Origin of the sequence: Exiguobacterium indicum HHS 31, assembly GCF_001939065.1 — a bacterium.
Lineage (GTDB): Bacteria > Bacillota > Bacilli > Exiguobacteriales > Exiguobacteriaceae > Exiguobacterium_A > Exiguobacterium_A indicum.
In genome coordinates this window covers 660,636-679,293 of the sequence record NZ_MPSZ01000001.1, presented here as the reverse complement: position 1 = coordinate 679,293, position 18,658 = coordinate 660,636, and the positions used below count along the sequence as shown (strand labels likewise).

The following is an 18,658-nucleotide window of genomic DNA, read 5'->3' as shown; positions in this document are numbered from 1 at the left end:
GAGTAAGAAAATTTTTTTGTTTTACATCAATCGTTTTTGAAACTGGTAAAATTTATATAATAATACGATTTCATATAACCTTATTAACTGACGAAAGCAGGTGCCTGGTTCATGCCGACACGTCGTTGGCTTTTTGCTTTTATTCTATTCCTTTGTATACCGCTTAGTGCCTGTACACACGAGAACGATGCACGTATCGTCGAGAAAATTACAGGTGATACGTTATTCGTCGCTCCGAGTGAACAAAAGCCGGACGAGCAATATGCATTGACGGAGATTCGCATCACGCCGGACACGATCGTCTATGGCAAAACGGATAACACGTCTGCCATTCAGACGGGTGACACGATTCAAGTGACGTTTGCAAAGGACTCGATTGTCGCGACTGAAATCCGTCGAACAAAAGACTAAGAAAGAGGAGTTCTCCATGATAGTCCAAGTACTTCGCCACCAACGCAACATTTTCACGATTACCACTGCGATTTTTGGTTCATCCTATTTTTTTCAAAAGAATATCGGTAATGATCTCATTGGTTTCCTGTTCATCGAAATCATAGGTGCGATTGGTTTTTTCATTACTCTCGGACTTCTCTGGTATCTCAAACGAAAAGAAACGCACGGTTTTTAATAAACTTGTTAAAGGAGACACGATCATAATGGTACATACGAAAAAATCACACCTTGTTCGGTTAAAAGTACTCTTCGCGCTTTTGTTCACGCTATCGATGTTAAGTGCTGTTTTCGCATCTCATTCTGTCGACGCAGCGACAAAGGAATATACGTCGTATAAAAAACTAAAACTCGGTATGACCGCGACAGACGTCGCAAAATCGCTTTACGGAAAATCATATAAGAAATACATAAAGAAAGAACATGGCGTCACGACACTCAATCACAAGGTAGTATTGAGTGAGATTAAAGACGACTATGCTTTATACGCTTTCTCATTTTATCCGTACGATGAAAAAAACGATCATTGGTCTTTACAGCGCATGCATCTGATCTTCAAAACGAAACAAAAAGGTCACACGTTATATCTTGCGCAAAAGGAATACACTCCTAAAACGCCTTCGAAAAAGCGACTCTTACCTGGAAAGAAATTTAAACCAGGCATGACGATAGCTGAATTCGATCGTATTCTTTCTGGTAAGGGGCTAGGTGTCATGACGGCTCATCGCACAGAAGATTACTCTAAGATCGGAAAAGCCTATAATGACAGTACAGTCGAATATCCAGAAAAACAGACATCACTCTTTTACTCGTATCGGAATCCTACGGGTGATGATTGGATGATCGTTGAATTTAAATATGATTTCGATCAAAAGAGATACATCGCTCAAAAATAACGAGTATTCATCTTCGGATGAATACTTTTTTACTTTTAATTGAAATTGATTGAATCTTTTTACATAAAGATTCGTAAAAATCTGTATACACGAAAGGAGCTCGACACACATGTATGATTTGTTATTGGCCGTTGGTATTTGTCTCGTTGCCTATTGGTTCTACTATGTCTTCTTACTCGGATTCAAAAAAGGAAATATCGTCATGACGTTTAACGAGCGGTTCATCCATCATGAAGACCATATTCAAGCTGTTAAGCGAAGATTAAAGGATGACGGTCGCCACTTCGAGTATCTTGGAGATCGAAAATTCATCGTCGATGGAAAACCGTACCTGTTCATGGAACGGACGGTTCCAGGGGACTTTGGTCCTCTGCAACAGACGATTCTAAAAGGTCAACGCAAAGCGTTTTAACCAAAGCACCGCTCCTTCTGTCAATGACAGAGGGAGCGGTGCTCATTTGATTAAGCATTATTCAGGTGTATGTGCATACAATTCATCCATGACGCGTCGAATCGCGGGCAATGAATGCTCTAAATCAATCCAGGTTTTAAAGTAATACTCGAAAAAGACACCTTGGTTCCGCATTCGCTCTAATGTATTAATCGGATCTCCCTCGGTGACCCAATCTAGGTTCTCAAAATTTGTATAACTATCCGTAAATGATACGTCCTCCTCGAGAATGCCTGACTCTAAATAATCATTCGAACAAGTCTCATTTTGTACATCAACTTGTCGATAAAAATCACGAAGTCCTTCCTTTGGACGATTGATATGGTAGGACTCACCCGTTTGATAACTCTCCTGGTAATACCATTCCCACAAGATGACCCATTTCCAGACCAACCCATCGATTAGATAATGGCCGATTGCCCGGTCCATTCGGCAAAAGTTAAACCGAAACGTCCGTTCACCAAAGTTCGTCTTCAGATCAAGGACGACTTTGATGTCGCTAGTTTCCGGTGGATGACCGAAAAACAAGATGCCATGCTCGAATCCTTGTGCAAACTCATCGATTGACTGGCGTCTGCCGGCTTTATCCTCAAAACTAACGGTAATCGAATCAAATTGAACGATTGGTTGTTCCATCTGTCTACCCCTATTCTGTATATGATGTACTCAAAAAAGTGAGCCTCAGGCGAGACTCACTTTTATTCGTCATGACGAGACGACTTCTCCACCCGTCAAATCGATATGTCCTTCTCCCCATGCGCACATCGCGTCAAGAATCGGCTTCAGCGACCAGCCGTACTCAGATAACGAGTAGACGACTTTTGGTGGGACTTGTTCAAAGACCGTCCGGATGATGACGCCGTCTTCTTCTAACTCGCGCAATTGTTGCGTTAGCATTTTTTGAGTGATCGTCGGCATCAGCTTGCGGAGCTCACTCGTCCGACGCTCGCCTTTGATCAAATGACACATGATGACGACCTTCCACTTTCCACCGATGACTTCAAGTGTTGCTTCGACCGGGATATTGTATGGCATATATGTTCCATCCTTTCGTGATTCCGTTAAGGGCATAGGTACTTTTTAGTGCCTATCGTACTTGAAAGTGCGTACTTCCCAAGCAGATTAGCTGGCTATATGATAGCAATTGTCAACGGAAAGTACAACCTCCTTTTAGACCTTGCATCTAAATGAAGGAGTAGGGTACTTTTTAGTGCCTATCGCACTTTAAAGTACGTACTTCCCGAAATGAAACACCCCCGTTATGCTGGGGTCATGTCAATCGGATCATGTTTGGTCGGGCCCACTGAACACGATCCCTACTGAAATTATTTTTAGGAGGAATCCCCATGAATCAATTAAACTCACGGATCCAGGAGGAACAGGTCCCAAGAAACGGCGGACTTGCCCTACTTGCCTTAGCAATCAGCGCCTTTGGGATCGGTACGACTGAATTCGTTCCCGTCGGACTGCTCGCAGCGATCGCTGGTGACTTAAATATCGGGATCACACTCGCTGGTCTCATCATCTCTGGTTACGCGATCGGTGTCGCTGTCGGTGCTCCGATCTTGACAGCACTAACGAACCGAATGAATCGGAAAACGTTACTGATGGCATTGATGGTCGTCTTCATCGCTGGTAACCTCGTCTCAGCGATTTCACCGACGTTTGAATTGTTGATCGTCGCCCGTTTCATCACTGCTTTCTCGCACGGTGTCTTCTTCTCAATCGGTGCGACGATTGCCGTCCAGCTCGTACCAGAGCATAAAAAAGCGAGTGCCATCGCCTTGATGTTCACAGGTCTGACAGTCGCAACGGTCACAGGTGTTCCACTCGGGACATTCATCGGTCAATCATTCGGCTGGCGCGCGACGTTCTTCGCGGTTGCCGCACTCGGAATCATTGCGATCATCGCAAGCTTCTTCTTGATTCCAAAAGACTTGAAACAATCACCACCTGCTAAGTTCTCCGACATGTTCAAATTGTTGACGAACGGACACTTGATGCTCGGCTTCTTGATCACTGCCCTCGGTTACGGTGGAACGTTCGTCGCCTTTACGTACTTGACACCGATCATGCAGGACGTCACGAAAATCAGTCCGAGCTTAATCAGTATCATTCTGCTCGTCTACGGAATCGCGGTTGTGATCGGAAACACGGTCGGCGGAAAACTCGCAAACGGTAATCCGATTAAAGCGTTGTTCTATATGTTCATTATCCATGCCATCGTCATGATCGCCCTCTCGTTCATGATTCCGTTCAAGGTTGCCGGTATCATCGGTATCATCTTAATGGGACTCCTGGCGTTCATGAACGTCCCTGGACTCCAGCTCTATATCGTCCAGTTGGCTGAAAAATATGTCCCTGCAGCAGTCGATGTTGCGTCTGCCTTGAATATCGCAGCCTTCAACATCGGGATCGCACTCGGAGCAACGATTGGTGGTCTCGTCACCGATACGATCGGTCTCGTCCACACGCCATGGGTCGGCGGGATCATGGTTATCCTTGCCGTCATCTTGACGGGTGTCTCGCGTCGTCTCGAACATCAATAAGGAGGACTACTATGTTTAACGATCATGCAAGTTATCAGCGGATGTACCGGGAGGGCGAGCTCACGCTCGGTCTCCACGTCCCGCTCGAGAATTTCAAGATGCGAACGCCGACGCTTGCCAATCAAGTCGAGCTCGCACAAAAAGCAGAGAACTATGGTTTTACGACACTCTGGTTACGCGACGTCTTATTAAAGGATCCTTATTTTCTTGATCCGGCTGTCGGACAGATTCATGACATGCTGATATACGGGACGCATCTCCTCAGTCAGACGAAACAGATCGCCCTCGGAACGTCAGCACTCGTCCTGCCGCTCCGTCATCCGTTACGCTCTGCGAAGGAAGTCGCGACGATTGATGCGTTGTTCCCGGAACGTTTGATTCTCGGTGTCTCGTCTGGTGACCGGCAAGCCGACTTCCATGGACTCGGTGTCGATCATCCGAGCCGTGGTGCTCAGTTCAAGGAAGCTCTGCAAGTGATGGAACAAGCTTTATACGAAGACTATCCGCAAATTGATTCGACGTATGGAGAAGTCCATGTTGCGACACTCGTGCCACGACCAAAGAAACGAATCCCGACGATGATCACGGGTTTCGCACAGCAAGATATGGACTGGCTCGCTAAAAACGGCGACGGCTGGATGTATTATCCGCAAGGACCGTTCGAACAAGCACGTGCCATCGAGCAATGGCGTGCCGCGAGTCAAGCAGCCGGTAATACAACGTTTCGTCCGTTTTCGATGCCGATGCATCTTGATTTATCCGCGGATCCAAATGAAGAAGCGACACCGATTCGACTCGGTTTTCGGATCGGACGCAATCGACTGATCGAGTTGCTGGAATTATATCGCGAGCTTGGCGTCAATCATCTGTTCTTCGCCTTATTCGACGGTGAGCGATCAGCAGAAGTCGTCATCGATGAACTCGGAACGTACGTCGTGCCGCATTTCCCTCCCTTATCATAATGACTTATATAATTAAAAGTAACATGCATGAAACCCAGTCCCTTCTCGGAACTGGGTTTCATGTCGTTTTATTGCACATCACGTCGAATACATTCGTCCACTTTCGGGGATTGTTTTTTAACCAATTGCACATTCCAAACATTTTTCGCTTTACTTTTGAGTTCTCATGACCTTATAATAAATTCAAGATAACAATTACCTTAAAGGAGGAAGCGCTGTTGACACTACTCATTGCTTTTCTAGCCATCGTTTTCATCATGCTTGCCCTTGACCTTGGAGTCTTCCATCGTAAGGCACATGAAGTTTCGCTTCGGGAGGCCTGGACGTGGACGTTCGTCTGGATCGCAATCGCCGTCGCCTTCGGTGGCTGGCTCTACTTCGATCAAGGTAGCTCCGCTGCGATCGAATATACGAGCGTTTATTTCATCGAGAAGGCTCTCGCGATCGATAACGTCTTCGTCTTCTCACTCGTCTTCGCGTACTTCGCGATTCCATTGAAGTACCAGCACAAAGTCTTATTCTGGGGTATTCTTGGTGCAATCTTCTTCCGCGTCATCTTCATCGTCGCTGGTGTTTCGTTGCTTGAGAACTTCGCTTGGGTCTACTACATCTTCGGAGCGTTCCTCGTCTACACTGGTTGGATGATGTACAAGAACATCGGTCAAGAGACGTCGCTCGAAGAGAACAAAACGATTCGTTGGTTAGAGAAACGTTTACCGATCACGCAAGACATCTCGTCTGGTAAGTTCGCGAAACGAATTGATGGGAAACTGTTGTTCACGCCACTCTTGATCGCGCTCGTCTTCATCGAGATCTCGGATATCGTCTTCGCCGTCGACTCGGTCGCAGCAAGCTTCGCGTACTCGCGTGACCCGTTCATCATCTTCTATGCGAACATCATGGCGATCCTTGGACTCCGTAGTCTCTACTTCGTCCTCGCGAACTTGATTGATCGTTTCTACTACTTGAAACACGGTCTTAGCTTCATGCTCGTCTTCATCGGAGCGAAGATGATCTTCAGTGACGTTTACAAAATGCCAATCTGGATGTCACTCGGTACGATCGTCCTCGTCATCTTGATCAGCGTCTTCTACAGCTTCTACAAGACGAAGCCAGGGAAATAATCAATCGTATAAAAAAGTGGAAGTGATGAAAATTCATCTACTTCCACTTTTTCTTTTCAATTCAGTATTTCTTTTACTTTCAGTTCATCTTCGATAAAAGGCTTTGTGAACGCCTTAAGTGCTTTCTCATTATCGTACGACGTAAAGTCTTCTATCAGATGCTAAAGGATAAAAGCAAACTGAGGAATAAATAAGTGATGACAACAATAAGAATACATCTTTTGATAATCATGATATTTTCCCTCTCAATTATAATGGAATAAAATAACTATTCGTTCATATAATGAATAACTCCTTTAAAAAATATAGAAAACAACAAGTCATTTCCCTATATAATGTTAATTACTATGTTACTCTATTATTATTCGAAAGTTCGAAAATCCAGCTATACCTATTTACGGAGGTCTTTGATGTTAAATCTATCTGCCTACCTACTAGTTACGCTTCTTTTATTCGCACTGCTGACATGCGGATTTGTTTTTGCGATACGCCGGTTCATCAAAAAAATCAAATCGTAATCACGACAACCCGGTCTCTCAGACGAGAGAAGCCGGGGTGTTGTTCGTTTCATAGAGTTGTCGGATACGATGCACGATGTCGTTTGCCGTTTCCGGTACAGGTGGCATCCATAGACCCGTCACAGGACCGTAGACGACGGGATTGATTGCCACCTCGTACCCACCATACGGATGTTCTTCCGCTGTCGGCAAATAACCAATATAACCGTTCGTATAGCCTCCGAAAAAGGCGAGTTCCGTTTGACGCATCTGTTGAATCTGTAGCGCTGTCTCACAGAACGGCTCCATCGGGATGCCTGAGAACGAACCATCATTTAGTTCAAACAATTGAACTTCGACCGGGATGGTGAGTGTTGTTCCCGATTGCTCTTGAACGTACGCCAACCAGCGCGCTGCGCTGACGCCCCATGTCTGTTCAGCGTAAGTTGCCATGTCTTGCAATACGTCCGCAACCGGTATTTCTGTTAAGCGCATCGGATAAATCATCGACTGAATCCGGTGGTGCGTTAACGGTTGAAACGACACGTCTGGAATCGTCGTCAAGACGTGTCCACTTAAAGCAAACGCCATCTTCTGTAGACTTGCTAGGTCACCACGATATTTCGCATTGACGTTTCCCGTCGCCCCTTGGACGATCACGACTGGACAGCCGAGTGCCTGTTCGAGGATCGTTCGAGCGACGCCCGGGTAATCACCGGATAAGACGACACTGTCTGATTTCAAGACGTTCGGATGCGCTGTACAGAAAACGAAGGCTCCGATGAGACACGCATCATCGGCACGGCGAACCAACAGCGTCCCGATTCGATCATCCGTCACCCCAAGCGGATCCATTCCCATCACCGCGTGACCATTCCTTTTCTCCCGTCGGTTGACGCCAATTTTTCCAGACGTCACACCCCAACCCATCTCGACCGACTGCATCGCTTCGCTTGCTTTGACGGCAGATACGATCGCTTGTTGCGTCAAGATCGTTTTGTAGGCGACGGTCAACGGTTCAGTTCCCGCTGTCGCTGGTCCCGAATGCGTATGCGTGTAGACAACCGTGATCTGTTTCTTCGACACGTCTAGCTGGTCTGCGATACCTTCACGGATGGTATCGGTATCTGCAACGAGCAAACCGATGTTATCGATGCTGACGAAAACCGATGTCGTCTGCTCACTTTCAAAGATGCTCGCTGTGACATATAGCGGATCGTGTATGCTTGCGACACCGACTTCTCGGTGATAACCGATGAAGGCGGCACCGAGCGGTGGATTGATTACTTCTCGATGCATTCCAAAACGACTCATGTCTGACGTTCCCCCTTGAATAACACATTACTTCTTCCATATACTAACATTAACTATAGCAAAGGAGGAGATGCAGATGTCGATTCGTTGGAAGGAAGAGATGCTTCAGTTCGAGACATACCGTGAAGCCGAAGTCTGGGCGGATTCGATCACGAACGAGATCCATGGTCGGTCAATCACCGGTTATTGCACTCCTGACTTTAAAGTCGCGACGATTCTTGCATTTTATTTAGCGGAAAACCCAGACTATCGCGTACGGTCGGCAACGGTTCACCTCGATGAAAAGATTTAATATCAAGTCTGGGTCGAGATACTCGATTCACTTTGACTTCGTGAATTGGTCCAGAACGATTTCCTGAAACGCGCGTGTCACGGGTGAGCCCCACTTCGACTGTTTCGTAAGCAGATGGGCATACATCGGTTCGAACGTCTCATCATGATGAATAACTTTCAACGTACCAGACTCCACTTCATCCGCTACCGTCACATACGGTAACACAGCAAAACCAAGCCCGTTCATCGCCATCTTCTTGATCGCCCCGATACTCCACAATTCTTGTGTCTGAAACGAGATGTCTTGGTTTCTGACGCACGCCTCAAACATCGATCGGTAACTGCATCCTTCTTCATTCGTCAGAAAGACGTATGCGTCCACGGAAGATCGAATCGCGTCAAAATGATCCGGCATCGTCGGATGACCAATGATGACGATCTTCTCTTCTGTCAAAACATCATGCGTACAACGTTCAGCGGAAAACATTGGATACAGCATCAAGGCGACATCGACCCGTCCATGTAAGAGTTCGTCTTGATTTTCCTTACAAGTTCCATTCGATAAGATGATGTTGACATTCGGATATGCTGTCATGAACGTCTGTAAGACGGAACCAAGACGAGAGATCGTCAGTGACTCTGGCGCAGCGACCTTCAAGACGCCTTCAAAGGGATCCTGTTGTTGAATCGACTTGATTTTCTCGTGTGTCGCTAGTAAATCTTCAGCAAGCGGGATGATTTCCTGACCTAGCGGTGTAAGCTGAAGCGTACGATTGGAATAGAAAAACAAAGCATCGCCTACTTCTTGTTCGAGCAGTTGCATATGGGACGTAATCGTCGATTGCGTATAGCCGAGGTCACTCGCAGCTGCCGTATAACTCCTCGTCTCAATAATCTTCAAGAAGCTGATCAAATGGCGAATTTCCATTTCAAGACTCTCCTTTCATCGTCCATCGAAAAAAATGATGGAATGATTTTTTATTTCAATTTTATTTATCGATCTTGACATCTTACACTAGAATTCAAGTATTCGATAGAATGAAAAAGGAGTTTTCTCATGAATGTTGTTGCTTTTTTATCTTATGTCATCATTACGTCCATTACACCTGGACCAAGTAATCTGTTAGTCATGCATGAATCGAGCCACTTCGGTTTTCGTGGTGCTTGGCGATTTAATACCGGAATCTTACTAGGGTTCATGATACTCGGGTTGATCAGCGCATTAGGGACGACAGTATTACAAGCGACCTTACCTATGATCGAACCGATTCTACAGTGGCTCGGTGCCGCATATCTCGTCTACCTTGCCTATAAGATTGGTTTCCCGAAGCAGACAGCAAGTCAGATCGATACCGTGCCAGCGACATTTTTATCCGGTCTGTTGTTCCAACTCATCAACGTCAAGAGTATCCTTTTTTTCTTAACCGCTTTATCGACGTTCATTCTGCCGCACAGAACGTCTACTGTAGAAATCGTTCAATACACGTTGTATGCCATCATTCTCGGGTGGATCGCCTTATTGCTTTGGGCAGGAAGTGGCTCGTTGTTTCGTTCGTTATTTCAAAGATACGACGTCGCGTTTCGCGTCATTATGTGTACCTTACTTCTTTATTCAGCTGTGACGATTTTTCAGTGAAATGCCGAAAAAGGACAGCACACCTCAATTGCGAGGCCTGTTGTCCTTTGTTAATGCGATCATCGCTTCCACTGCCGCGTCCATCCGCTCCTCTAAGCCGATCTTATTCATGACGACGAGTCCTTCCGTGAAGACGAAGAGTAGCGCAGTTTGCTGATCGACATCTTCCCCCTCTGTTGGTACATAGATCTGTTTAATCCAATCGTCGAACGATTCCCCGATCGTCCGCGTGATCGACGTATACGGCTCCCCCTGACTCGTTGCGAGATGGGTGATCTCGAACCAAAGATTCAAGTAGGGCTTGATTCGTGGCTCATCGATCGCTTGTCGCAGAAAACGGACGAATGCCGTGAACTCGAGTTTTAGATCCGGTTGCTGCAGTAAATCGATCAGTTCTTGGCTGATCGAGGTCAACACCGCGGTCTCGATGTCTTGTTTATCCTTGAAATAATGCATCAGCATCCGATCACTCGTCCCGGCAGCGGCCGCCATCTTCTTGAGACTCATCTCCTTGATGCTTGATGCTAACGTCGCTTTTGCGATGTGATGCGTATAGTCCTGTCGCTTCTGTTCAAACTTATCCATTATGATCGATTCTCCCTTCTCCTTTTTCATCATACAACATCTAAGTAGATTGACGCATGAATGTAGTACATGCTACATTAATTTGTAGTAATCACTACATTTCAAGGAGGATCCTTCATGAGAGAATCTCAAGCTTCATTTGTAGACAGCATCCCGAAACCTTTATTGCTCGTCATTACGATCGCTTTCGCTGTTTTAACTGCCTTTTCGATCATTGACTTTGGTGTACTTGGCATCTTTGCGGAAGCGACACAAAACACGGCGACGCTCCAGATTTTCGTCGACCTGATTCTCTGCGCCCTCTTCATCATCGTTTGGCTCCGCCATGATACACGTCGTACCGGACGAAGCTTTCCGCTTTGGGCAATCATCACCCTCGCGATTGGTGCGTTCGGACCTCTACTCTATTTATTGACTCGAAAATCATGACGTTCTGACACGTGCCGCATCTTCGGTACGTGTTTTTCTTAAGACAAACTTAAGAATGCGACTCCGTCTATCAAAAGAATTCGATCGTATCCTAAGAGGTAGATTACAACTTAAAGGAGTTTTTACCTCATGAAGAAAGCCATCTTTGATACAATCGTCCACTTAAATGCTCGACCAGTTGTCGCGAACACACTAAAACGGTTTGCAATGAGTCGCTTTAGTAAACCACTCATCCGACCTTTCATTCGCACCTATCACATTCAGACGGATCAAGCGCTGAAGTCCGTTGATTCGTTTACCTCGCTGCACGATTGTTTCGTACGCGAGTTACGTCCCGGTATGCGACCAATCGCAACCGCGCCGGATGCCTTCGTCAGTCCGAGTGACGCCGTCCTTTCCATTGTCCCAGCATTAACGCAAGATAGTCGGTTTACAATCAAAGGACAGGATTATACCGTTGCTGAGCTGATCGGCTCGAGCGAACGCGCCGAGGATTACGCGAACGGTGTCGCCTTGATTTTCTATTTGAGTCCGACCGACTATCACCGTGTCCATTCGCCAGTCACGGGCGAAATCACGACGAGTTATACACTGGGGCGAGAATCGGCACCCGTCAATGACATGGGGCTACGATTCAGCAAACGTCCGTTGACACGTAATTATCGCCGCGTCACGCGTCTGCAAGTCGATCACCGCACGATCGAGCACGTCATGGTCGGTGCGCTGAACGTCAATACGATCGTTCAGACACATCAAGGACGCCTGCTGGAGCGTGGTGCAGAGTTCGGTTACTTTTCGTTCGGTTCAACTGTCATCCTCGTCTTGCCACCGGACACGGTCGAACTCGCCCCAGGCATCGAACGTAGCGTCAAGATGGGTGAGCAGATCGGACGCTGGATATCCTAAAAATGGATTCCCCTTTTTTAAGATTTCTGACTAAGAAAAGCATTTGAATTTGCTAGACTAAAGGAAACTGCTGTTCAGAGGTGAGCCTCATGTCCGAACGCTTATTTAAGCGAACCTTACTGATTGCATGCTTACTTTTCCTCACGTTTTTCACGCTCTATGGTATTCACCGCGCTTCAGCGATATCTGAACCCGAACACCTCATCTTTCAGGCAAAAGGCGAATCCTGGAACGCCGTGATTCATGTCCGGCAAGTCAAAGAACGTCCTTTATCTTACCGGGTAAGCGAAGGCTACGCCCTAACATATATCGGACAGGATCTAAAACGAGTGGAGCACCAACAGAAACCTGTGACCTGGTTTGTCGATAGTCAGTTGTCAGATGGTCGATATGCTAAACACTCTAGCCATTTCCAAAGCTTCATTGGAACCGAAAGAGATGGCGCCACCTTTGAGACGAGTGCCGCCTTACAAATCTTTAAAGATACTGACACGTACCATGTCCGAATCAAATGGGATGGCAACCGTGAAGAGCAGTTGACGTTAACGTGTATCGGCATGGAATAACTTACAAAACGGGAAAGAGGTTATATCATGAAAAAAGTCGTTTTATCATTCGCTTTTTCGATTATGACGGTATGGATATTAGTTGGTTGTAATAATGAAGAGATAATGCAAAGTACTAGTGAAAAACCGACGGCATCCGAAGTATTGAACGAAGATGCTAAAGCAGACATTTTTCAATTCGATAATACGATCTACAAATCAGATGTAGCATTGGCAGAAAAAACCAAAGTCACTCAGAATGAAAAAGTTGGAGAAATTAAAAGAAGAAGTTCGGATAAAGACGCTTTTGATAATGGGACTGCTACGAAACTCTATAAGGGTACCGTCCTATACTCTACTAAAGAAAGAAATGACATTTTGCTAGTGAGTTTCAATGGGAAATTAAAAAAGTACGTTGCTTTAGGAGAAGGTTAATTTGTCTATAAGAAAAGGCATCCTCAGCTAAGGATGCCTTTTCTTATTTAGATCATGCTGATAATTGAGAAGCTAATCAGCCGTTGACGACTTTTTCAGATACATCTTCATTCATCGACTGACGATTGATCGAGAGCGTTTCTCCCTCTTTAAGTCGTTTTCGATATTCTGCTGTCGCAGTGAATAAGACATCTGTTGACGAGTTGAGTGCTGTCTCAAACGAATCTTGTAACACACTGACTAGAACACCCGCTGCTACGACTTGCATCGCGATGTCATTCGGAATCCCGAATAAGCTACATGCGAGCGGAATCAAGAGGAGCGAACCGCCAGCGACACCGGATGCGCCACATGCACAAACGGCAGCGAGAACACTCAAGATGATGGCTGTCAGAAGGTCGACTGGGATACCGAGCGTATGAACCGCTGCTAACGTTAAGACGGAAATCGTGATAGCCGCTCCCGCCATATTGATCGTGGCACCGAGCGGAATCGAGATACCGTACGTCTCTTTATCGAGGTCAAGTTTCTTACATAATTCCATGTTGACCGGAATGTTTGCAGCTGAGCTTCGTGTGAAGAAAGCGGTAATTCCACTCTCCCGGATACATTTGAAGACGAGTGGGTATGGATTCTGACGAACGTTGATGAACACGATGAGAGGATTAACAATGAGTGCTACGACAAGCATCGTGCCAATCAATACCAATAATAAATTCCCGTAATCGAGCAATGAAGAAAGACCGTTTTCCGTAACAGAGCCAATGACGATTCCCATGATACCAAGAGGAGCCAGTTTGATGACCCATCCGACCATTTTCGCAATGGCGTCAGAGAAATTCGAGATGAATGTCTTCGTCGTATCGGACGCATTCTTTAAAGCTATTCCTAATACGATCGCCCAAGTCAGAATGCCAATGTAGTTCGCTTGGATGAGCGCATTAACTGGATTATCAACCATATTCAAGACGAGTTTCTGAAGAACTTCAACCGTGTTCCCCGGAGCAGCCAATTGTTCCGCACCTTCTGTTAATCGAATGTTTACTGGGAAAAGGAAACTGACGATGACCGCAATGGCTCCCGCTAGGAACGTCCCAAGCAGATACAAGAAAATGATCGATTTCATATTCGTCTGCTGTCCTTTTTTATGCTGCACGATTGATGCCATAACTAAGAAAAAGACCAAGATCGGCGCGACTGCCTTCAGGGAAGAAATAAATAAAGTCCCAAAAATGGTCAAGGATTTCGCCGCTTCAGGAATCGTGACGGCTAAAATAATACCCACGATCAAGCCAATCGCGATTTGTTTCACTAAACTGATTTGGTTCCACATCTTCAACACTTTCATACGTTCCCCTCCAGGCTTACAAAAAATAAGTTATTTAGAATTCGAAAAACGATGACTTCTCTCTTCTACTCAAAAGGATGAATAGTCTAGTCATTCACTTTTCTAAAAATTCTCGCAGTTTGTTGTGTTCTATTCTTGCATAAATCGTGTGAAATAAAAACTAGTTTTTTGCAAGAAATATAATTCCTTTTACTGGATGTTGAATTAGCATACGAATGCAATCGATTGCATAATTACAAAAAAGTAGAAGAAGAGACATGCCTCCTTCTACTTCATTATGTAAACTAAATCTTTTTTTTAAGTGTTAATTATCCTTTCTTTACTTTTCAAGAGATCGTTGTTTTTTTGCGTTTGACGATCAACAAAACGATCACGAATAGAAACTCAAGGATTGTAAAGATGCCGACGAAGAAATAGACGACTAACACCTGACTAATCCCATCGACAGCAATCGTGTAAAACCACAGTAATGAAATGCCCGTCGTATAAAGAAGATTGATGATTGTTCCACTAATCAGACTAGCTTTCAAACTTTTCTTACTCCGCGCCTGGCTCACGATGATGATGATGGCACCGATCACCCAGACGATGAGTATGAGTTCAAGGATAGTCTTATCGTTCCATTGTACATCCATGATTTACTCTCCTTTTCAATAGGCTGATTGAATGCGATTGATACCTATATTTTACAGCAATACAAACTCTTCTAGCCTTATGAAAGTTAAGCAAATAAGTTTTTAAAGATCCAAATCAGAATAGTCTTTCATTTTCCTAACCCGAACACTTTCCTCCTGACCGATTTGATCGGTTTCTTTCAAACGGTGCTGAACGACGAGCAACACCAATACGATCGCAGATAGCACACAAATTGTCGCATAATATGGGTGTGTAAATCGCTCCAACTCAATCGCCGATAGCACCTGTAAGATTGTCAATCCCGCAAGCATTCCGTGGAAATACCTTTGATAGCTGCGCGGCATTCCTGGCTGTCCGAACGTCTCATACCAGACGTATAAGCCGAGTCCGAACGCGAGTCCGTTCAGGATTGGCGAAGGAAGGAGAAAAAGAAGAATGCCGAGACCAAGCATCAACCAAGCGTATCGAATAGCGGGCTTAAAGAATGCAGGATCGAGCTGCGCTTCCTCTTCCTCGATGACGGGCGCTGCTTTCTCTTCTTCGGTCAACGGTCGAAACCCAAGGGCTGCTTTCGCTTCTGCTAACTCTAGCATTCGTTTCTTCATCCCGAAATAAAACGGAAAACGTTCTTTGACGACCTCCCCTTCATCCGTTTGACCATCCGCTTGCTCTTGCACGGATACCTGATACAGCGTGCGCCCCATCCGGTAACTGACCCAGTAGTCGGTCGTTTGACCATTGTCGCGCTTGAGTTCAATCACCTTCGTTTGTTGATTCGTCATGATATGTGATTCCTTTCGTCGCAAGTTCCTGTAATTGTTCTGACGCATACAACAGGAGAATGAATCCTGAGATGAGACAGATCGCTCCGTTAATCGAGAGATTGATCGGTGATAAATAGTTTTTCGATGAGCCCGCTAAGGCGAACATGAAAAGTGCTCCTGACCAGCGATACATGCGAGCACGTGCAGATTTCCCTTCGAGATGCATCGGCCAGAAAATCATCAGAACGACGAGTGTTATGCATCCTGGGATTGGCAAGATATCAGTCAGCGTCAGTAATCCACTGAACAAGATCAATAGAGCGCTTAAAATACGCAACTTTATGATGCGTCGGTTGGCTCGAAAATCCATCGCTTCAGACAGAGCAAAAGGTGACCGGATGTAACCATCGTCTAATTTTTCACGAACCCACGTTTTTTTCTGACGATACGCGAGGAACGGATTTTTAAAAACAACCCGCTTCGTTGCAGACTCTTCATTCGTTTCCATCATATCCTCGCTATCGATTGCCTGCTCTTTTTGGGCAACACCTTCCCGGCAGAATAAAGTGCGCCCCTCTTGGTGAAAGACGATGTGATACACACGATCGTCGATTTGTTTTACTAATTGAATCATGATTTGTGCTCCCTTTATCTTACCTTCTACATTTTTATAGGTCTCACCATGCTGCGCTGACCACGTATAGTATGAACAGTCCACCTAAGACACAGACATAACCATAATGTCTGACGGTCAACGAACAAAATAAGATGACGCCAATTGACAAAATGATACTGAGTACGAATGAATCCACCGTGTCGATGCTATCCCCGTGTCCCGCTAGCGGTGTCTTTTTCGCATGCTTTGAGCGGATAAAATAGATGCCTAACGTCAACAAGAATATCCCGACACCAAGACCAATAAACGGTACCACCATCGACGTCTCCTCCGATTATGTATTCTTTTAATATGTTTGTTTCATGAAGTTATTATACAACTATTAATTACGATATTTTTCTTTATTAAGTTTCATTGAAAAATTTTCTATGTATGATTTTTTCTTTTAAATCTTCTTTTTTACAAAAGGAGTGCAGAACTATGTACGCATCCATCGCACCAGTCTGCACTCCTATTTCGCATTGATGTATTCACTTTTCTTATGTAAGATTCTTGTCCGAAAAAAATCAGGTCATGGACCTGTACCACAAGAGACCGCATACTTTTCTTCACTCACCTTCTTCGAATAACAGACAAAAGGAGTTCCGCCTGTTTCACTTTTCCAATGGTACCAAAACATATGGTAACGCTCTGCTTGTGGATCTTGTTCCGTAATGATTGCGAAGTAACTTTGATAAAAATAGCCTTCTTTATAGAGTTCGTGTCTTAGAGCACCCCTCGGCGAAGCATCCGTAAACAGAACCGGTGATAGAATCGGCATAAGTAGTATGATGATGGCTAGCGTTCCGAAACATATCAGGACTATTTTCTTTCTGTTCATTTTCTTAGAATTCGATTTACCCATCATTTCAATCTTTCCTTTTTGGTTTTTTTGTTATATAGTAGCATTATCCACAAAACAGAAAGAGGTTTTGATATTGAAGAAAACTATTTTATTATCACTCTCTCTAGGTGTACTTCTATCTTCTGGTTTTTTGATCAGTAACGCAATAGCGACTTCTAATATTTCACAGGAAAAATCTGAAAGCACCATTTCAAAGGAGCAAGCCTTCACTTTTTTCACGAACATCCTGGAGCAACAAAAAGCGGATTTTTTAAACAATACAACGTTAGCACACACCAATCAATCGAGATTATCTTCACGCGACGAGGCTGTATTAATTTTTCTATCTAGTACAAAAGTGGATAAACAACAGCTACATTCATTTAGTTATAAAATTTCTAACGTAAAAGTGTACTCCGAAAATCAACGAAATTATGCTGAAGCTTATGTAACACGAACTTTTAACTTCGGAAGTGGGCTTGAAACGGGTTTAGGTGATACATTAGTGCTCGAAATCCAATCAAGTCCAGATGATTTGAAAGGATCATCTCACACCATTTCCTCGAGTAAATCAACGAGTGAAGTAAATGAGAAGTTCTCTGTTGATGAATTTTTAGAAAAGTATGAAGCAGAGGCAACAAAATAAAATAACGTACAGCTACGTCTAAGAAAAACTACATCGGATATTTTGCTAACGTCCTGCTTTACAACACGAGTAATGCTCAGTACTAGTTGATATAGTCATACGAGTTCACTTCTTTTGAATAAAGTACAACTTATGCTATATTTCGTTTTGGTAATTCTTTTAACGAAGGAATCAGTCATTGTATTTTAATTTTATGGATGAAGGAGTTATCGTGTTGAGTAAATTTAGTATTCCTGTCGAAGCTGCTTTAAAAGTAATCGGCGGGAAATGGAAAGTCGTCATCTTGTGCCACTTGTTTAAAGATAAGTACCGAACGAGTGAGTTAAAACGTCTCATGCCGAATGTCTCTCAAAAAATGCTGGTCCAGCAATTAAGAGAATTAGAACAGGACGGTGTCATTCGACGGGTCATCTATCACCAAGCTCCACCTAAGGTCGAATATGAGTTAACGGACTATGGACGATCGTTAAAATCGACCATGGATGTCTTATGTGACTGGGGAGAGCAACATCTCCAAAATGAACACTTGAAGAATAGCTGTTAATTTTTATGTACTTCCCTAAACAGCCCTGCATTTTCGAATGCAGGGCTGTTTGCTGTTTAATTTTTGTACTTCCCTCGTCCCTGTGATTTAGGAAAAGTCACTTTTTGGTGACTATGGAACTTTAAAGTGCCGTCTTCTTATTTCTGATTGCTCCCGATATGATGATGTC

General features: G+C 44.6%; 26 protein-coding genes. 15 read left to right on the top strand and 11 right to left on the bottom strand.

Going from position 1 to position 18,658, the window contains the following annotated elements:
- Positions 1-111: 111 nt before the first annotated feature.
- From N179_RS03605 to N179_RS03590, 4 genes are all read left to right on the top strand, one after another.
- The gene (locus tag N179_RS03605) at positions 112-411 is read left to right on the top strand and encodes a hypothetical protein (RefSeq protein WP_075642237.1); all 300 of its coding nucleotides are present in this window, start codon (positions 112-114) and stop codon (positions 409-411) included.
- Between the two features lie 16 nt (positions 412-427).
- Positions 428-628, top strand: a complete 201-nt coding sequence (locus N179_RS03600) for a hypothetical protein (RefSeq protein WP_075642236.1) — start codon at positions 428-430, stop codon at positions 626-628.
- Between the two features lie 28 nt (positions 629-656).
- A complete protein-coding gene (locus N179_RS03595) occupies positions 657-1,346 on the top strand; it encodes a hypothetical protein (RefSeq protein ID WP_075642235.1) in 690 nt (229 codons plus the stop codon).
- 109 nt (positions 1,347-1,455) lie between these two features.
- Complete coding sequence (locus N179_RS03590) at positions 1,456-1,758, top strand: hypothetical protein (RefSeq protein ID WP_035397713.1); 303 nt, start codon at positions 1,456-1,458, stop codon at positions 1,756-1,758.
- 57 nt (positions 1,759-1,815) lie between these two features.
- Here N179_RS03590 and N179_RS03585 read toward each other — a convergent pair whose 3' ends face one another.
- Positions 1,816-2,433, bottom strand: a complete 618-nt coding sequence (locus tag N179_RS03585; RefSeq protein WP_075642234.1) for a hypothetical protein — start codon at positions 2,431-2,433, stop codon at positions 1,816-1,818.
- 69 nt (positions 2,434-2,502) lie between these two features.
- Positions 2,503-2,832, bottom strand: coding sequence for a winged helix-turn-helix transcriptional regulator (locus tag N179_RS03580; RefSeq protein ID WP_023468096.1), 330 nt, complete (start codon positions 2,830-2,832; stop codon positions 2,503-2,505).
- 311 nt (positions 2,833-3,143) lie between these two features.
- On the opposite strand from N179_RS03580, the gene N179_RS03575 reads away from it, so the two are divergent.
- From N179_RS03575 to N179_RS03565, 3 genes are all read left to right on the top strand, one after another.
- On the top strand, positions 3,144-4,346 hold the full coding sequence (locus N179_RS03575; RefSeq protein WP_075642233.1) for an MFS transporter: 1,203 nt from the start codon (positions 3,144-3,146) through the stop codon (positions 4,344-4,346).
- A gap of 11 nt (positions 4,347-4,357) precedes the next feature.
- Complete coding sequence (locus N179_RS03570; RefSeq protein WP_075642232.1) at positions 4,358-5,308, top strand: TIGR03571 family LLM class oxidoreductase; 951 nt, start codon at positions 4,358-4,360, stop codon at positions 5,306-5,308.
- A 218-nt stretch (positions 5,309-5,526) separates the two neighbouring features.
- Complete coding sequence (locus tag N179_RS03565; RefSeq protein ID WP_075642231.1) at positions 5,527-6,432, top strand: TerC family protein; 906 nt, start codon at positions 5,527-5,529, stop codon at positions 6,430-6,432.
- A gap of 536 nt (positions 6,433-6,968) precedes the next feature.
- Here N179_RS03565 and N179_RS03560 read toward each other — a convergent pair.
- The gene (locus N179_RS03560) at positions 6,969-8,243 is read right to left on the bottom strand and encodes an alkaline ceramidase (protein ID WP_075642230.1); all 1,275 of its coding nucleotides are present in this window, start codon (positions 8,241-8,243) and stop codon (positions 6,969-6,971) included.
- A 76-nt stretch (positions 8,244-8,319) separates the two neighbouring features.
- Between N179_RS03560 and N179_RS03555 the strand changes: the two genes are divergently transcribed.
- Positions 8,320-8,535, top strand: a complete 216-nt coding sequence (locus tag N179_RS03555; RefSeq protein ID WP_244150201.1) for a hypothetical protein — start codon at positions 8,320-8,322, stop codon at positions 8,533-8,535.
- 27 nt (positions 8,536-8,562) lie between these two features.
- On the opposite strand, the gene N179_RS03550 is transcribed toward N179_RS03555, so the two are convergent.
- Positions 8,563-9,444, bottom strand: a complete 882-nt coding sequence (locus N179_RS03550) for a LysR family transcriptional regulator (protein ID WP_075642229.1) — start codon at positions 9,442-9,444, stop codon at positions 8,563-8,565.
- A 129-nt stretch (positions 9,445-9,573) separates the two neighbouring features.
- On the opposite strand from N179_RS03550, the gene N179_RS03545 reads away from it, so the two are divergent.
- Positions 9,574-10,152: a LysE family transporter gene (locus N179_RS03545; protein WP_075642228.1), complete on the top strand. Its 579-nt coding sequence runs from the start codon at positions 9,574-9,576 to the stop codon at positions 10,150-10,152.
- Positions 10,153-10,176: 24 nt separating this feature from the next.
- Here N179_RS03545 and N179_RS03540 read toward each other — a convergent pair whose 3' ends face one another.
- Complete coding sequence (locus N179_RS03540) at positions 10,177-10,737, bottom strand: TetR/AcrR family transcriptional regulator (protein ID WP_075642227.1); 561 nt, start codon at positions 10,735-10,737, stop codon at positions 10,177-10,179.
- 117 nt (positions 10,738-10,854) lie between these two features.
- Between N179_RS03540 and N179_RS03535 the strand changes: the two genes are divergently transcribed.
- From N179_RS03535 to N179_RS03520, 4 genes are all read left to right on the top strand, one after another.
- On the top strand, positions 10,855-11,166 hold the full coding sequence (locus tag N179_RS03535; RefSeq protein ID WP_083639897.1) for a DUF2834 domain-containing protein: 312 nt from the start codon (positions 10,855-10,857) through the stop codon (positions 11,164-11,166).
- A 129-nt stretch (positions 11,167-11,295) separates the two neighbouring features.
- Complete coding sequence (locus N179_RS03530) at positions 11,296-12,072, top strand: phosphatidylserine decarboxylase (protein ID WP_075642226.1); 777 nt, start codon at positions 11,296-11,298, stop codon at positions 12,070-12,072.
- 89 nt (positions 12,073-12,161) lie between these two features.
- Positions 12,162-12,638 carry a hypothetical protein gene (locus tag N179_RS03525; protein WP_035397741.1) on the top strand — a complete coding sequence of 159 codons (477 nt, stop codon included), beginning with the start codon at positions 12,162-12,164 and terminating at the stop codon, positions 12,636-12,638.
- Between the two features lie 27 nt (positions 12,639-12,665).
- Complete coding sequence (locus N179_RS03520; protein ID WP_075642225.1) at positions 12,666-13,052, top strand: hypothetical protein; 387 nt, start codon at positions 12,666-12,668, stop codon at positions 13,050-13,052.
- A gap of 76 nt (positions 13,053-13,128) precedes the next feature.
- Here the strand turns inward: N179_RS03520 and sstT are convergent, their stop codons facing one another.
- From sstT to N179_RS03490, 6 genes are all read right to left on the bottom strand, one after another.
- Positions 13,129-14,400 (bottom strand): serine/threonine transporter SstT, encoded by a 1,272-nt coding sequence (sstT, locus tag N179_RS03515; protein ID WP_075642224.1) that lies wholly within the window; start codon positions 14,398-14,400, stop codon positions 13,129-13,131.
- A 326-nt stretch (positions 14,401-14,726) separates the two neighbouring features.
- A complete protein-coding gene (locus N179_RS03510; RefSeq protein WP_058265365.1) occupies positions 14,727-15,035 on the bottom strand; it encodes a hypothetical protein in 309 nt (102 codons plus the stop codon).
- Between the two features lie 102 nt (positions 15,036-15,137).
- Positions 15,138-15,818 (bottom strand): hypothetical protein, encoded by a 681-nt coding sequence (locus N179_RS03505; RefSeq protein ID WP_075642223.1) that lies wholly within the window; start codon positions 15,816-15,818, stop codon positions 15,138-15,140.
- Positions 15,790-16,434, bottom strand: a complete 645-nt coding sequence (locus N179_RS03500; RefSeq protein WP_075642222.1) for a hypothetical protein — start codon at positions 16,432-16,434, stop codon at positions 15,790-15,792. The genes N179_RS03505 and N179_RS03500 overlap by 29 nt, the downstream gene beginning before the upstream one ends.
- Before the next feature lie 43 nt (positions 16,435-16,477).
- Entirely contained in the window at positions 16,478-16,735 is a 258-nt protein-coding gene (locus tag N179_RS03495; protein WP_075642221.1) for a hypothetical protein, read from the bottom strand.
- A 252-nt stretch (positions 16,736-16,987) separates the two neighbouring features.
- On the bottom strand, positions 16,988-17,323 hold the full coding sequence (locus N179_RS03490; protein WP_423752120.1) for a hypothetical protein: 336 nt from the start codon (positions 17,321-17,323) through the stop codon (positions 16,988-16,990).
- A gap of 70 nt (positions 17,324-17,393) precedes the next feature.
- On the opposite strand from N179_RS03490, the gene N179_RS03485 reads away from it, so the two are divergent.
- Positions 17,394-17,945, top strand: coding sequence for a hypothetical protein (locus tag N179_RS03485; RefSeq protein ID WP_075642220.1), 552 nt, complete (start codon positions 17,394-17,396; stop codon positions 17,943-17,945).
- Positions 17,946-18,159: 214 nt separating this feature from the next.
- On the top strand, positions 18,160-18,489 hold the full coding sequence (locus N179_RS03480) for a winged helix-turn-helix transcriptional regulator (protein WP_035397757.1): 330 nt from the start codon (positions 18,160-18,162) through the stop codon (positions 18,487-18,489).
- The last annotated feature ends 169 nt before the right edge of the window (positions 18,490-18,658 follow it).